Genomic DNA, 13,332 nt, shown 5'->3' on the forward strand with positions numbered 1-13,332 from the left:
GCCCTACTCCAGCCCGTATTCCAGAATCTTGCGGTAGAGAGTCTTGCGGCTGATGCCAAGCGACAGTGCAGCCAGTGAGCGGTTGCCGCCGTGGTACTGGAGCACGCGCTTGATGTGCGTGCGCTCCACGGAATCCAGCGACAGGACTCCCTGCTGCTCGTCTCCCTTGTCCAAAAGTTCGCGCGGCAGGGCCTGTTCGGTGATGAGCCTGTTCTCGGCCAGGATGATGCCACGCTCGATCACGTTTCGCAGCTCGCGCACGTTTCCCGGCCAGGAGTAGTTGAACAGGCAGCGCATGGCCCCCTCCACCACTGTGCAAGGGGTCTGACCGGCGCTCAGGCGGTTCAGGAAGTACTGCACCAGCAGGGGGATGTCTTCGCGCCGCTCGGCCAGGGTGGGGATGTGTATCTTGAAGACGTTGATGCGGTGGTAGAGCGCCTCGTGGAAGCGCCCGGCCTCCACTTCGGTCTGCAAATTGCGGTTGGTTGCGAACACCAGCCGGATGTCGGTCTGGCGCTCGTCCTTTTCACCCACGCGGCGGTAGGTCTTGCTCTCCAGCACCCGCAGGAGCGACGCCTGCACCTCCAGGGGGAGTTCCCCTATCTCGTCCAGGAAGAGCGTGCCCTGGTGGGCGAAGGTCATGAGTCCTTCCTGGCTCTCGGTGGCTCCGGTGAAGGCCCCCCGGCAGTGGCCGAACAGCTCGCTGCGCGAAAGTTCTTTCTGCAAGGTGGCGCAGTTCTTGATGATGAGCGGCTTGTCGGCGCGCTTGCTGGAGGTATGGATGCCGTGGGCCACCACGTCCTTGCCCGCGCCGGACTCTCCGGTGATGAGCACAGGCACGTCCGTGGGGGCCACCTTGTCGATAAGGTAGCGAATTTCCCTGACCGCCTGGGATTCTCCGATCAGCATGGGGGGCTTCACGCTCATCTGGGAATGCTTGAGGCTGCGGTTCTCGCGTTGGAGACACACCCGCTGCCAGGCCCGGTCCACGACGATCTCCACCTCGTCCAGCTTGAAGGGCTTGGTGATGTAGTCGTAAGCGCCAAGGCGCATGGCCTCCACGGCGCTGTCGATGTTGCCGTGCCCGGTGATCATGATCACTTCCAGGTCCGGGGTGCGGTGGCGGAAATCCACCAGCAGCTCAAGGCCGCCGCCGTCCGGCAGGCGAAGGTCCAGCACCACGACGTCGTAACGGGTCTTGCGGAACATCTCGCGAGCCTGTCGGGCGCTTCCGGCAGTGTGGATGGTGCGCTCAGGTGTGGTCAGTTCTTTCTTGAAGAGTTTCGTCAGGGACTGTTCGTCGTCCACCACCAGGACTGTATAAGGGCTATTCACTATCTTCATCCGGTGTTGAGGGGAGCCTGACTATGAAGCGCGACCCTTTCTGGGGTTCGCTGAAGGCGAGAATTTCGCCGCAATGTTCTTGCACTATTCCATAACAGGTCGAAAGTCCGATGCCTATGCCCTTGCCGACAGGCTTCGTGGTGAAGAACGGCTCGAAGAGCTTGTCCAGGTGTTCCTTGGGGATGCCGCACCCCGTGTCGGACACCACCAGCCCCACCCCTTCGTCGTTCTCGGGATAGGTTCGGATGCAGATGGTTCCTTCGCCGCGCCCGGTCTGGTCCACTGCGTCCACTGCGTTGACCAGCAGGTTCAGCATCACCTGCTTGAGCTGGGGTTCGTCGCCGTAGATGATGGGCAGGTCCTCGGACAGGTCCGTCTTCAGGGTGAGGCGCAGGTCCTTTTGCTTCAGGTGGCTGCGCAGGAGCTTCAGGGTGTCTTCCACCACGGCGTTCATGTTGACCGGCGAGAACCCCGAGGAAACCGGGCGGCTGAAGGTGAGCAGCGTACGCACGATGTCGCGGCAGCGCGTGCACTCCTTGAGGATGGTGTCCACGTAGTCCTTGATGTCGTCCAGGTCGGCTCCGGCGGGCAGGTCCATGCGGCCCAGGCGGCGCTGGATGCCCTCGGCGAAGCCGGAAATGGAGGCCAGGGGATTGTTCACCTCGTGGGCTACTCCTGCCGCCAGCATGCCCACGGTGGCCATCTTTTCGGCCTGGTAGAACTTGGCCTGGTACTCCTTCTCCATGGTCACGTCGCGCTTGAAGATGAGGATTCGGCGCTCGTCCTTGTCGGGGTCGCGGATGGGCGAGGCCACCATCTCGAACTGAAGGTTGCGGTCGCCGAGCTTGAAGATGGCCGTCTCCCGGCAGACGTCGCCGGTCAGGAAAGACCGGTGCGCCGGACACTCCGGGCAGGGCCTGGATTCGTTGCGGAAGATCTCGTAGCAGTAGCGGCCCTCGGGCTCCTCGATGCCGATAACCTCCTTGAACACGTGGTTCACGGAGATGATGCACAGGTCCTCGGACAAGACCATCATGATGTCCGTGATCCCATCCAGCACTGCAGCGATCTCCCTGCGGTTCTGCTCGGACTCCCGGTTGCTCTCCTGGAGTTCCTCGAGCTTCAGGCGCAGTTCCTGGTAAAAACCCAGTTTGCAGTGCTCGATGCCGATCAGGTCTTCGACCGAGGGGTGATGCTTCATCACCAGGCCTCCTCGCAGATGCCCAGCAGGCTGTCTTCATCCGCCGTGCGCGGATTGGTCAGGTTGCAGGCGTCTCCCACGGCGGCCTTGGCCAGGGTGGCCAGGGTGGAACGCTCGGGCAGGATGTCGCGCAGGCGCACCGGAACCCCGAACTCCCCGAAATACTGCTTGAGCTTGTCGATGCCGTCCAGGGCGGCTTCCTCGTCCGAGCGCGCGCCGGGGCCGAGAATCATCCTGCCGATGTTGCCGATCTTCGCGGTGCAGGCCGGAATGTTGAAGCTCATCACCGCAGGCAGCAGGATGGGGTGCACCAGCCCGTGGAGCACGTCGAACATGCCGCCCAGGGAGTGCGCCAGGGCGTGGCCCGCGCCGAGACCGGCGTTGCTGAAGGACATGCCCGCCGCAGTGCTGGCGATGGAGAGCTGCTCCAGGGCGTGGATGGATTTCTTCTCCAGGGCGGGTTTCAGGTGGCGCAGGATGAGCTCCATGGCCCGCAGCGCCTGGATTTCCGTGAACGGCGACGCGATGCGTGACACGTAGGACTCCACGGCGTGGGCAAACGCATCCACGGCCGAGGCGATGATGAGCTCCTGGCTTTTTGTGAGCAGGATGAGCGGGTCGATGATGGAGATGTTGGGCACCAGCGAGCGGCTGATGATGGACATCTTGAGCTGGCGCGCCACGTCGGTGATAATGCAGAACTGCGACACGTCCGAGCCGCTGCCCGCCGTGGTGGGTAGGAAGATCATGGGCGGCAGGGGGCGCTCGATGCGGTTCGCGCCCTCATAGTCCGAGATGACCCCGCCGTTTCCGGCCAGGATGGCGATTCCCTTGGCCGCGTCGATGGGGCTTCCGCCGCCGATGGCGATGATGACGTCGGCCTTGGCTTCCAGGTACAGCTGCGCCCCGGTGTGCACCTGATGGTCGCGGGGGTTCGAGTTCACGTCCCCGTAATAGACCCACTCCAGGTTGTCCGCCTCAAGCAGCTCGGTGACCCGTTCCACCCAGCCGGACTGTTCCAACCCCTGGTCGCTGACCAGGAGGACCCGCTTCGCACCCAGCCTTCTGGCGCATTGACCAACGTGAACCATGGACCCGCGCCCGAAGATGATCTCCGGGATCGCGAACTTCGTTACATTCATCCGGTCTCCTCACCAAACAAGCTGGCATTCGTTGGAGCGCGAGCGGCCAGGGCGGCTTTCGACCATCACCCTGCCCTGCTCAAATTGCCCCACGCAATGAATGTACCCCATGTCCACAAGGGTGCTCAAGGCCGGAAGAGCCTGTCCGGCGAAAACCCTGGGAGGTATTTTCTCCCTCCCGCACAGGATTCGCAGACGTTCCAGGTCCAGACGGCAGCTCTGACCGCCCAGGACGAACACCAGGCCAGCCAGCCATTTGGTGAGAGGTCTCGCTCCCAGGCTGAAGCGCACCCTGGCCAGCGCCTCGATGTCCCCCACGCCCTGGAACGCGGCCTTCACCTCGGGCGACACCTGGACGCGGCAAGCGCCGTACACCCTGTCCACCAGCACTGATTCCACCAGCTGGATGGAGCATCCGAAGCGCGAGTCGCCAAGCTCGATGCGGGCCGAGCCGAGCCTGAAGAGGCTGGCTTCCAGCCGCGCCATCTGCTCTGGGGTGTGCCTTCGCCCCATGGTGCGCAGAAGCTCTCGCATGGAGCGCCTCGCGGGCCTCTGCCCCCGGATCTCGCCCAACAGGCAGGCGATGAACACATCCTGATCGAACTGATCCAGGCTCTCGCCGCTGTAAAGCGCCGTCTGCCCCTGGGTCTGGACCGTGAGCGCGGCGCGTTCCAGATGACGCCTGCGCCGAAGCGAGCAGGCCGGAAACAGGTCGGAGGCCAGGAACAGCGGCGCCCCGCCGTCAATCATGCTCCGGGCGTAGGGAAGCGTCGGCCCCTCCGGGACCCGGAAAGTCTCCTGGGCAAACACGTTGGCCGCATTCAGGGAAAACTCTTCGAGGAACATGTGCACTCCTCATGCCCGATGTGATGGCCGGGACGAGCCCGCGAGCCGGGCTTGCCGGTCCTGGTCAGAGGCTCAGGTCTGGAGCATGGCCGCCAGCTGCCTCAGGTGCCTCCGCTCCTCCTCGATGCACTCCTGGATGAGGGGATGTTCCGAACCGGGCACCAGGTAGAGCATCTCCTGGAAAAAGAGCATGGAGTCCTTTTCCAGGCGCATGGCCTGGCGCACGGCGTCGTCCAGGTTTACCGAAGCCGCAGCCAGCGACTCCGTGAATCCGGGCGAAAACAGGGCGTGGGAATCGAGCAGCGCGCCAAGATAGGCGCTATACTCCTCCATGGAACTCCAGGCGGGCAGCTCCGCCGGACCGATCCGTTCGGCCATTGCCTTGAACATCTCCTCGTGCCTGGCCTCTTCCACCGCCAGATTCTCAAACAGACGCTTCACCTTGGGGTCCGTGGTCGCCTTGGCCGTCTGCCGGTAGGCCGCCTGGCCGCGCCGTTCCATCTCCACGGCAGCTCCGACCACGTCGGACGCATTGAAGAATTCCGCCATATACTATCCCCGCTTGGCTTTTACAGTTCGTTGGGCAGCTCTTTCAGCTGCGCGTAAGTGAACACCGGCCCGTCCACGCAGACGTACTTGCCGCCGATGTTGCAGCGCCCGCACAGCCCCACGCCGCACTTCATGCGCTTCTCCAGGGTGGTGACGATCTGGTCGTCCGCAAAGCCTAGCTCCTTGAGCGCCTGGAGCGTGAATTTTATCATGATGGGCGGCCCGCAGGTGATGGCCACGCAGTTTTCCGCCTTGGGGGCCATCTCGCGCAGCACGTTGGGGATGAGCCCCACCCGGTGCTCCCAGCCTGGAGCCTCGCGGTCGATGGTCAGCACGGTGTTCAGGTCCTTCCGGGAGAGCCACTCGGGCAGTTCGTCGCGAAAGGCCATGTCCTCCGGACTGCGCGCGCCGTAGAGAAGCGAGATGCTCCCGTAATCCTTGCGGTTGTCCAGCATGAACAGCAGGAGCGTGCGCAGCGGGGCCATGCCGATGCCGCCGCCGATGAACACCACGTCCTTTCCTTTCATGGACTCGTAGGGGAAATGGTTCCCCAGGGGGGCGCGCACGCCGACTTTGTCGCCGGCTTTCAGGCCATGCAGGCTGGAGGTCACCTCGCCCGCGCGCATCACGCTGAACTGGAGGTAGTCCATGCGGGTAGGGGGCGAGTTTATTACGAAGGTGGACTCGCCAGCGCCGAATGAGGTCAGCTGCCCCACCTGCCCCGGCTGGAACCTGAAGGCCGCCATACGGTCGGGATTGTCCAGACGGACCCGGAAAGTCTTGATGTTGGGCGTCTCCTGGACCGTTTCAAGAATCGTTGCCATGTCCGGCAGATAGGGGTTCACTGAGCAGCTCATGCGCGTTCTCCTGTCGTGTTGCCCTGGCTTGTTGCCTTGGCGCGGTCCATGGCGGCGAGGACGATCTGGCGGATATCCACCCCGGCAGGACAGCTCTTGATGCAGCGTCCGCAGCCGCAACAGGCAATGGCCCCGCCATGCAGGCCCGGATAGTACGAGAACTTGTGCCCCACCCGGTTCTTCAGGCGGTGTGCCTTGGTGGGCCTGGGGTTGTGTCCGCTGGCTTCCAACGTGAACTGAAACGACATGCAGTTGTCCCAGGTGCGAAGACGCGAGCCTTCCATGCCTTTGTTCTCGTCGGTGATGTTGAAGCAGTAGCAGGTGGGGCACAGGTAGGTGCAGGCCCCGCAGCTGATGCACTTGGCTGACATGCGGTTCCAGAACTCCATGTCGTCGAAGACCGCCAGCAGCGATTCGGGAGCGGGCTTCAGGTCCGCTGCGGACTCCAGGGATTCCATGGCCTTGGCCTTGGCCGCCTTGGCCTCTCCGGCGTACTTGTCGCCAGGGGCCAAAAGCGGCGAGTCGAGAAGCTCGCGCCCCTTGTCGCTGACTCCCTCCGCCAGCCAGCCGCCCTTCACCGGGACCAGCAGCACGTCCGATCCTGAGGCGTCCGCCGGGCCTGACCCCACCCAGTGGCAGAAGCAGGCGCTGCCCGCCTCGGAGCAGGCCAGGGTCACGAACAGGGTATTCTGCCTGCGGGCCACGTAGTAGGGGTCATGCATGGCCGGTGCGTCGAACACCCGGTCGTACACCGTGAAGCCGCGCGTCCCGCAGGGGCGCGCGCCAAAGACAACCCTGGACCCGGAAGGCATGACCTCCTCCATCCGGACCAGCGTCCTGGACGGGTCGTCGGCGTCCTTCACGGACGAATAGCGCATAAGCTCCTCGCAAGCCGGGAACACGGTCGACTTGGGAGGAGCCGTGGCGTCCCTGGATATATCCGGGGACACAGCCGGGTCGTAAGGCCCGAACACGATGGCGTCGCCCTCGCGCCTTGGAACGATGAGCTCGTGCGAGGACGCAAGCTCCCCGAGCCAGGCGTCCAGCGACGCTTCAGGAAGATACCTGGAGGATTCCATCACCACCCCCGCTCGTTGATTTTGGCCTCTTCCACCTGGAAGGTGAACAGGGGCGGCACGGCATTGGGATCAACCCCGGCCTGGTAGTCGAACAGGTTCTTCACCACGCTGCTCAGTTTTCGTCTGAGCGCCAGAATGGGGATGTCCACCGGGCAGGCGCGCTGGCACTCGCCGCACTCGGTGCAGCGCCCGGCCAGATGCAGGGAATGTATCATCTGGAACATGAGCTTTTCCTTGACCGTGTCGTCCTGGGATATCCAGTGCGGGTCGCGGGTCTGGGCGATGCAGTGATCCCGGCAGACGCACATGGGACAGGCGTTGCGGCAGGCGTAGCAGCGGATGCAGCGGTCCATGGCGTCCTTCCAGTGGGCGAAGAGTTCGGCGGGAGCCAGGGCCTCAAGAGCGGCCAACTGCTCGGCGGCGGGGTCCCGCCCAAGTGTGGGCGGCAGGGGATCGCCCTTGAAGTGGTCCGAGATGATCGCGTTGGGATACTGGCAGGACAGGCACTTGTCGGCGGCGGCCTCCTCCCAGGGGATGTCCAGGCTGCCTTCGTGCGTTGTGACGCTTAACGTGCCGTTGGTGCGCTTTGCCCCGCTAATCATGCCCAGGTCGCCCACCTTGCGGGCGATTTTGGTCGCGTCCACCACGCCCGTGCAGGGCATGCCGAACACGGTGAGGTCTTCGCGCCTGATGAGCTTTTCCTGGAGCAGCTGGACCACGGAGCGGCTGTCGCACCCCTTGACCACCACGCCGACCTTCTTGCCCTTGAGGGCCGACAGGTAGGTGGCGGGGTTGTTCACGTTGAACGGCCCCCAGGTGAGCTTGTCCACATCCTCTGGAGCGTACATGAAAAGCGGCGTGGCCAGCAGCGGATTCCAGCCGCTCTCCCAGCCGATCACGAAATCAAGGCCAGGCAGGGCTTCTTTGATAGCGGCCTTCAGGTCCTCAAGCGGCTGCATGTTTGCCTCCTTCCGGCATGGCCGACATGGCCGTGGTCATGCCCAGGCCGAAAGCCGTCTTGATCGGGGATGGCCCCAGCGTGTGAATCTGCTCCGTGAAGCTGGTGACCACATGCTGCCAGCGCTGGCCTTCCGAGGCCGAGACCCAGGTGTATTCGAAGCGTCCGGGTTCCAGGCCCAGTATGGGCAGCATGCCCTTGAGCACCTCCAGCCTGCGCCGTGCGTAGAAGTTGCCGCTGGCGTAGTGGCAGTCGCGCGGGTGGCAGCCCGACACCAGCACGCCGTCCGCTCCGCCCAGAAGCGCCTTGACCACGAACAGCGGGTCGATGCGCCCCGAACACGGGACCCGGATGATGCGCAGGTCCGTGGGCTGGGTGAACCGACCCACGCCTGCGGTGTCGGCCCCGCCGTACGAGCACCAGTTGCACAGAAATCCGACGATGCGCAGCTCCCTGCCTGCTAAAACTGGCATAAGGCCTCCACCTCCGCGAGAATCTGATTGTCCGTGAAGTGTTCGAGCTGGATGGCTCCCTGCGGGCAGGTGACGGCGCAGATGCCGCAGCCCTGGCAGACCGTCTCGATGACCTCGGCCTTTTCCTGGCCCCTGAAGTCGATCATGTGGATGGCCCCGAATGGGCAGGTTGTCTCGCACTTGCCGCAACCCACGCACCGTTGCAGGTTCACCTGGGATATCTGCGGGTCGCTCTCCAGCTTCTGCTTGGAGAAGAGCCCCAACACCTTGGCCGCCGACGCGCTGCCCTGGGCCACCGAGGACGGGATGTCTTTTGGCCCCTGGGCGCATCCGGCCAGATAGACGCCCGCCGTGTTGGTCTCCACCGGGCGCAGCTTGGGGTGGCTCTCCATGAAGTAGCCGTATTTGTCGTAGGAGATGCGCAGCTTCTCGGCCAGCTGGGGCGAGCCCACGGCGGCCTCGGCGCCCACGGCCAGCACCACCAGGTCGGCCTCGACCTCAAGCTGGCTGCCCATCAGGGTGTCTGCGCCGCGCACCAGGTACTTGCCATTCTGAGGCACTATCATGGACACGCGCCCGCGCACGTAGCGCGCGCCGTACTCTTCCATGGCCCGGCGGGTGAACTCATCGTACATTTTGCCCGGCGCGCGGATGTCCATGTAGAACACGTAGGACTGCGAATCCGGGATGTGGTCCTTGGTGAGGATGGCCTGCTTGGCCGTGTACATGCAGCAGAAGCCCGAGCAATACGGGCGGTCCACCGACTTGTCGCGCGAGCCCACGCACTGGATGAACACCACGGTTTTGGGCTCCTTGCCGTCCGAAGGTCGCTTCACGTGCCCGCCCGTGGGGCCGGAGGCCGAGAGCAGCCGCTCGTACTGGAGCGCGGTGATCACGTCGGGGTAGCGCCCGCCGCCGTATTCGCCGTACTTGGAGTGGTCGAACAGGTCGAAACCGGTGGCGGCCACGATGGCCCCGACCTTTTCCTCCACGACCTCGTCCTGCATCTTGTAGTCGATTGCCCCGGTGGGGCAGATTTTGGCGCACACGCCGCACTTGCCCTTGATGAACTGGCGGCAGTACCCGGCGTCGATGACTGCTTTCTTGGGGATGGCCTGGGGGAAGGGAATGTTGATGGCCGGAGCGCCGCCGAGGGATTCGTTGAAGCGGTCCAGCGATTTCTTGCTGGGGCACTTCTCCATGCAGGCTCCGCAGCCGGTGCACTTGACCCAGTCCACATAGCTGGCTTTTTTGCGAATCTTCACGTTGAAATTGCCCACGTAACCGGCCACTTCCTCAACCTCGGCGTAGGCGTAGAGCGTGATGTTCGGGTGCTGGGCCACGTCCACCATCTTGGGTCCAAGAATGCAGCTGGAGCAGTCCACGGTGGGGAAGGTCTTGTCCAGCTTGGCCATCTTGCCGCCGATGGAGGAGGTCCTCTCCACGAGGACCACCTCCATGCCCCCATCTGCGCAGTCCAGGGCTGCCTGGATTCCCGCGACACCCCCGCCTATGACCAAAACCCGGCGCGTGATGTCGAAACTTTTAGGCGTGAGCGGCCTGTTGCGGCGAAGCTTCTCCACCGCGATGCGCACCAAGTCGGCGGCCTTGTTGGTGTTGGCCGTGCGGTCCTTGCCGATCCAGGAGACGTGCTCGCGAATGTTGGCCATCTCCAGCATGTAGCGGTTCAGGCCCGCGCGCTCCACGGCGCGCCGGAAGGTCGGCTCGTGCATGCGCGGCGTGCAGGAGGCCACCACCACGCCGTCCAGGCCATGGGTGCGCACCGCGTCGATTATTGCCTCCTGCCCAGGCTCGGAGCAGGAATACATCACGTCCTCGGCGTGGCTTACCTCGGGAAAGAGCATGGACGCCCGCGCCACGGCGGCGGTGTCCACGGTGCCTTCGATGTTGCTGCCGCAGTGGCAGACGAAAACTCCGATCTTCATACCCGGCTCCCGCGTTCGGTCTGCTTGTTGGCGACGGTCGATGCGGCCATGGCCTCGAAGGCCCGGGCCGGGCTCACGCAGAGCTTGTCGAATCCGAGCTCGGCCTCGGCCACGCCAAGCGCCATCCCCATAAGCTGGGTGAAATAGAGCACCGGCATGGAATAGGCCCTGCCGCTGTGCTGGGAGGCCTGCTCCTGGCGAAGGTCCAGGTTCATCTGGCACAGGGGGCAGGCCGTAGCCATCACGTCGGCCCCCAGGCTCACCGCCGTGTCCAGAAGCCTGCTGGAGAGCCTTGCCACCACATCCTTGCGGGCCACGCCGTAGGACGCGCCGCAGCACTCCACCTTCAGCGGGAAAGGGACCACTTCCGCGCCCAGGGCCGCCAGGATGCGGTCCATGGCCATGGGGTTTTCGTGGTCGTCGAACTGCATGATTTCGGGCGGACGGTTCATGATGCAGCCGTAGTACGGCGCGACCTTGAGGCCCTTGAGCGGCTTCTGGACTGACGCCGCGATCATCTCCAGGCCCACGTCCTCAAACAGGATCTGAAGCACGGACTTGGCCTGGACGTCGCCCTTGCAGGGCGTGTCCAGGAGCGAGTTCACCCTGGCGCGAAATTCCGGCTTCTCCATGCGGTGCCCGGCGGTGCGCAGGTTGGTCAGGCAGCTTGGGCACGGGGTGATCACCGTCTCCCGGCCTGTGGATTCCACCTTGGCCAGGTTCCGGGCGGACAGCGCGGCGGAGAGCACGTGGTCCACGGTGTGCGCGGGCGAGGAGCCGCAACAGCTCCAGTCCGGAACGTCGTGAAGCTCCACGAACAGGGCCTTGCACACGGCCCGCGTGGAGCTGTCGTATTCCATGGATGTGCCAAGCCCCGAGCAGCCGGGGTAATAGGCGAAGGAATGGCCCCTCATAGACAGCCCCCCTGCTCCTCGAAGCGCTTGAAGATTTTCTCCATCTCCTGAAGGCCCTTCACAGGGTGCGGCTTGAGCGCCAGCTTGCCCTTGGGGATGATACGCGGGGCCAGATCGAAATCGGTCCAGACCCGGCCCGTGCGGGCCACGTACTTGGCCAGGAGCCCTGCCTCGAACACGCGCCCGTGCTTGCGAACCGACTCCAGGAAGCTGTCCCAGAACACCTTCACGGCCCGTTCCGGCGCGTGGCCCTCACATCTGGCCATGTGGCGCAGCACATCCATGATCCTGGCCACGTCGATGTCGTTGGGACAGCGGGTGGTGCAGGATTCGCAGGTGGCGCACAGCCAGAGCGACTTGCAGGTGAGGGTCTTGTGCTTCTGTCCAGCCTGCACCAGACGCATGATCTGGTTGACCGGAATGTCGTAGGCGAAGGTGTAGGGGCATCCTGCCGTGCAGTTGCCGCACTGGTAGCAGAGCGCGAGGTTCTGCTCGCTGGCGGCCTGGACCTGGGCCACGAAGTCCGCGTCGAAAGACGCGCTCATGTTCACTCCATCCATGGGTATGATTCCAGTGCCATAGGCGTTTGCCGGACCGCTCCGGGAGGGCGCGAGCCCCCCCGGACGGCCGGATTTCGGGATGGATGATGCTACAGGGCGGCGGTGTAGATGGCCGCTACGTCCTTGTCGGTGGGGCAGCGCGGGTTGGTGAAGCCACAGGCGTCCTTCTGGGCGTTCTTGGTCATGGTCTCGATGTCCTTGGCCTGAACGTCCTTGCCGTAGCGCTTGCCGAGCTCCACCAGGCCGGAGGGGATGCCCACGTCGGTGGACAGCTGGCGGATGGCGCAAAGGGCCTTCTCGGCGGCGGCGCGCAGCGGCATGCCTTCGATGTTCTCGCCCATGATCTCGGCCATCTTGGCGAAGCGCTCGACCTTGGCGATCAGGTTGAACTGCTCCACGTGAGGCAGCAGGATGGCGTTGCACTCGCCGTGGGGCAGGTCATAGAAGCCGCCCAACTGGTGCGCCATGGCGTGCACGTGGCCCAGGCTCGCGTTGTTGAAGGCCATGCCGGCCAGGTACTGGGCGAAACACATGCCTTCGCGGGCTTCCAGGTCGGAACCGTTGGCCACGGCCTTGCGCAGGTACTTGAAGATCAGCTCGAAGGCCTTTTCGGCGCAGGCGTCGGTCATGGGGTTGGCGATGGTGGACACGTAGGCTTCCACGGCGTGGGTCAGGGCGTCCATGCCGGTGGCGGCAGTCAGCGCGGGGGGCATGCCCACCATGAGCAGGGGATCGTCGATGGCGATGTTGGGGGTGACGCGCCAGTCCACGATGGCCATCTTCACCTTGCGGCTGGTGTCGGTGATGATGCAGAAGCGGGTCATTTCGGACGCGGTGCCTGCGGTGGTGTTCACGGCCAGGTACGGGGGCATGGGTTTGGTGGACTTGTCCACGCCTTCGAAGTCATGGATCTTGCCGCCATTGGCGACCACGAGGCCGACGCCCTTGCCGCAGTCGTGCGAGGAGCCGCCGCCCAGGGTGATCAGGCTGTCGCACTTGTTCTTCTTGTAGACTTCGACGCCTGCGTGGACGTTGTCGTCGGTGGGGTTGGGGATGGTGTCGTCGTAGACCACGTAGGACATCTTGGCCGCGTCGAGAAGGTCGGTGATCTGCTTGCAGATGCCAGCCTTCACGATACCCTTGTCGGTGACGATCAAGGGCTTGGAACCACCCAGGGCCTTGATTTTCTCGGGAATGGACTTGGCGGCGCCGATGCCGATCAGGGTGACGCTGGGGATGAAGAATCCGTAGACTTGTTCGATCACGGCCATGACTTCCATCTCCTTGGGTTGGGGGTTGTGGTCATGAGCATGCGCTCATCTGTTGCTCCTCCCCAAGGCAAGTTTCAGGCCAAAATTATTGTCTTTAAATTTCAAAGTATTAACACAGGGGACGTTGGTCGGAGGGAGAGAAAGGATGCACACGGGTTTTGCAGGATGCAGTACCCATGCTCCGAAAGCCTG

General features: G+C 63.9%; 13 protein-coding genes. All 13 read right to left on the bottom strand.

Going from position 1 to position 13,332, the window contains the following annotated elements; genetic code table 11:
* Window positions 1-3: 3 nt before the first annotated feature.
* The gene (locus G453_RS0104570) at window positions 4-1,335 is read right to left on the bottom strand and encodes a sigma-54-dependent transcriptional regulator (protein WP_027190095.1); all 1,332 of its coding nucleotides are present in this window, start codon (window positions 1,333-1,335) and stop codon (window positions 4-6) included.
* Window positions 1,328-2,545: an ATP-binding protein gene (locus G453_RS0104575; RefSeq protein WP_027190096.1), complete on the bottom strand. Its 1,218-nt coding sequence runs from the start codon at window positions 2,543-2,545 to the stop codon at window positions 1,328-1,330. Before G453_RS0104575 ends, G453_RS0104570 begins: the two co-directional genes overlap by 8 nt.
* The gene (locus G453_RS0104580) at window positions 2,545-3,687 is read right to left on the bottom strand and encodes an iron-containing alcohol dehydrogenase (RefSeq protein WP_027190097.1); all 1,143 of its coding nucleotides are present in this window, start codon (window positions 3,685-3,687) and stop codon (window positions 2,545-2,547) included. Before G453_RS0104580 ends, G453_RS0104575 begins: the two co-directional genes overlap by 1 nt.
* 9 nt (window positions 3,688-3,696) lie before the next feature.
* Window positions 3,697-4,533 (bottom strand): replication initiation protein, encoded by an 837-nt coding sequence (locus G453_RS22370; RefSeq protein WP_051271674.1) that lies wholly within the window; start codon window positions 4,531-4,533, stop codon window positions 3,697-3,699.
* Between the two features lie 72 nt (window positions 4,534-4,605).
* Window positions 4,606-5,082 (bottom strand): ferritin-like domain-containing protein, encoded by a 477-nt coding sequence (locus G453_RS0104590; RefSeq protein ID WP_027190098.1) that lies wholly within the window; start codon window positions 5,080-5,082, stop codon window positions 4,606-4,608.
* 20 nt (window positions 5,083-5,102) lie between these two features.
* Entirely contained in the window at window positions 5,103-5,939 is an 837-nt protein-coding gene (locus G453_RS0104595; RefSeq protein WP_027190099.1) for an FAD/NAD(P)-binding protein, read from the bottom strand.
* The gene (locus G453_RS0104600) at window positions 5,936-7,018 is read right to left on the bottom strand and encodes a 4Fe-4S dicluster domain-containing protein (protein WP_027190100.1); all 1,083 of its coding nucleotides are present in this window, start codon (window positions 7,016-7,018) and stop codon (window positions 5,936-5,938) included. Before G453_RS0104600 ends, G453_RS0104595 begins: the two co-directional genes overlap by 4 nt.
* Window positions 7,018-7,977, bottom strand: coding sequence for a 4Fe-4S dicluster domain-containing protein (locus tag G453_RS0104605; RefSeq protein WP_027190101.1), 960 nt, complete (start codon window positions 7,975-7,977; stop codon window positions 7,018-7,020). The genes G453_RS0104600 and G453_RS0104605 overlap by 1 nt, the downstream gene beginning before the upstream one ends.
* The gene (locus tag G453_RS22375; protein WP_084502099.1) at window positions 7,964-8,449 is read right to left on the bottom strand and encodes a hydrogenase iron-sulfur subunit; all 486 of its coding nucleotides are present in this window, start codon (window positions 8,447-8,449) and stop codon (window positions 7,964-7,966) included. The genes G453_RS0104605 and G453_RS22375 overlap by 14 nt, the downstream gene beginning before the upstream one ends.
* The gene (locus tag G453_RS0104615; RefSeq protein ID WP_027190102.1) at window positions 8,437-10,395 is read right to left on the bottom strand and encodes a CoB--CoM heterodisulfide reductase iron-sulfur subunit A family protein; all 1,959 of its coding nucleotides are present in this window, start codon (window positions 10,393-10,395) and stop codon (window positions 8,437-8,439) included. The genes G453_RS22375 and G453_RS0104615 overlap by 13 nt, the downstream gene beginning before the upstream one ends.
* Entirely contained in the window at window positions 10,392-11,309 is a 918-nt protein-coding gene (locus tag G453_RS0104620; RefSeq protein WP_027190103.1) for a CoB--CoM heterodisulfide reductase iron-sulfur subunit B family protein, read from the bottom strand. The genes G453_RS0104615 and G453_RS0104620 overlap by 4 nt, the downstream gene beginning before the upstream one ends.
* Window positions 11,306-11,869, bottom strand: coding sequence for a 4Fe-4S dicluster domain-containing protein (locus G453_RS0104625; RefSeq protein ID WP_027190104.1), 564 nt, complete (start codon window positions 11,867-11,869; stop codon window positions 11,306-11,308). The genes G453_RS0104620 and G453_RS0104625 overlap by 4 nt, the downstream gene beginning before the upstream one ends.
* An 89-nt stretch (window positions 11,870-11,958) precedes the next feature.
* Window positions 11,959-13,140, bottom strand: a complete 1,182-nt coding sequence (locus G453_RS0104630) for an iron-containing alcohol dehydrogenase (RefSeq protein WP_027190105.1) — start codon at window positions 13,138-13,140, stop codon at window positions 11,959-11,961.
* Window positions 13,141-13,332 lie beyond the last annotated feature (192 nt).

Origin of the sequence: Fundidesulfovibrio putealis DSM 16056 (assembly GCF_000429325.1) — a bacterium.
Classification (GTDB): Bacteria; Desulfobacterota; Desulfovibrionia; order Desulfovibrionales; family Desulfovibrionaceae; genus Fundidesulfovibrio; species Fundidesulfovibrio putealis.

Bases quoted from the DNA above. Each gene is read 5' to 3' on its own strand.
- G453_RS22370 (WP_051271674.1), bottom strand. From the start codon at position 4,533: ATGTTCCTCGAAGAGTTTTCCCTGAATGCGGCCAACGTGTTTGCCCAG.
- G453_RS0104595 (WP_027190099.1), bottom strand. From the start codon at position 5,939: ATGAGCTGCTCAGTGAACCCCTATCTGCCGGACATGGCAACGATTCTT.
- G453_RS0104625 (WP_027190104.1), bottom strand. From the start codon at position 11,869: ATGGATGGAGTGAACATGAGCGCGTCTTTCGACGCGGACTTCGTGGCC.
- G453_RS0104580 (WP_027190097.1), bottom strand. From the start codon at position 3,687: ATGAATGTAACGAAGTTCGCGATCCCGGAGATCATCTTCGGGCGCGGG.
- G453_RS0104605 (WP_027190101.1), bottom strand. From the start codon at position 7,977: ATGCAGCCGCTTGAGGACCTGAAGGCCGCTATCAAAGAAGCCCTGCCT.
- G453_RS0104615 (WP_027190102.1), bottom strand. From the start codon at position 10,395: ATGAAGATCGGAGTTTTCGTCTGCCACTGCGGCAGCAACATCGAAGGC.
- G453_RS22375 (WP_084502099.1), bottom strand. From the start codon at position 8,449: ATGCCAGTTTTAGCAGGCAGGGAGCTGCGCATCGTCGGATTTCTGTGC.
- G453_RS0104600 (WP_027190100.1), bottom strand. From the start codon at position 7,018: ATGGAATCCTCCAGGTATCTTCCTGAAGCGTCGCTGGACGCCTGGCTC.
- G453_RS0104590 (WP_027190098.1), bottom strand. From the start codon at position 5,082: ATGGCGGAATTCTTCAATGCGTCCGACGTGGTCGGAGCTGCCGTGGAG.
- G453_RS0104575 (WP_027190096.1), bottom strand. From the start codon at position 2,545: ATGAAGCATCACCCCTCGGTCGAAGACCTGATCGGCATCGAGCACTGC.
- G453_RS0104620 (WP_027190103.1), bottom strand. From the start codon at position 11,309: ATGAGGGGCCATTCCTTCGCCTATTACCCCGGCTGCTCGGGGCTTGGC.
- G453_RS0104630 (WP_027190105.1), bottom strand. From the start codon at position 13,140: ATGGCCGTGATCGAACAAGTCTACGGATTCTTCATCCCCAGCGTCACC.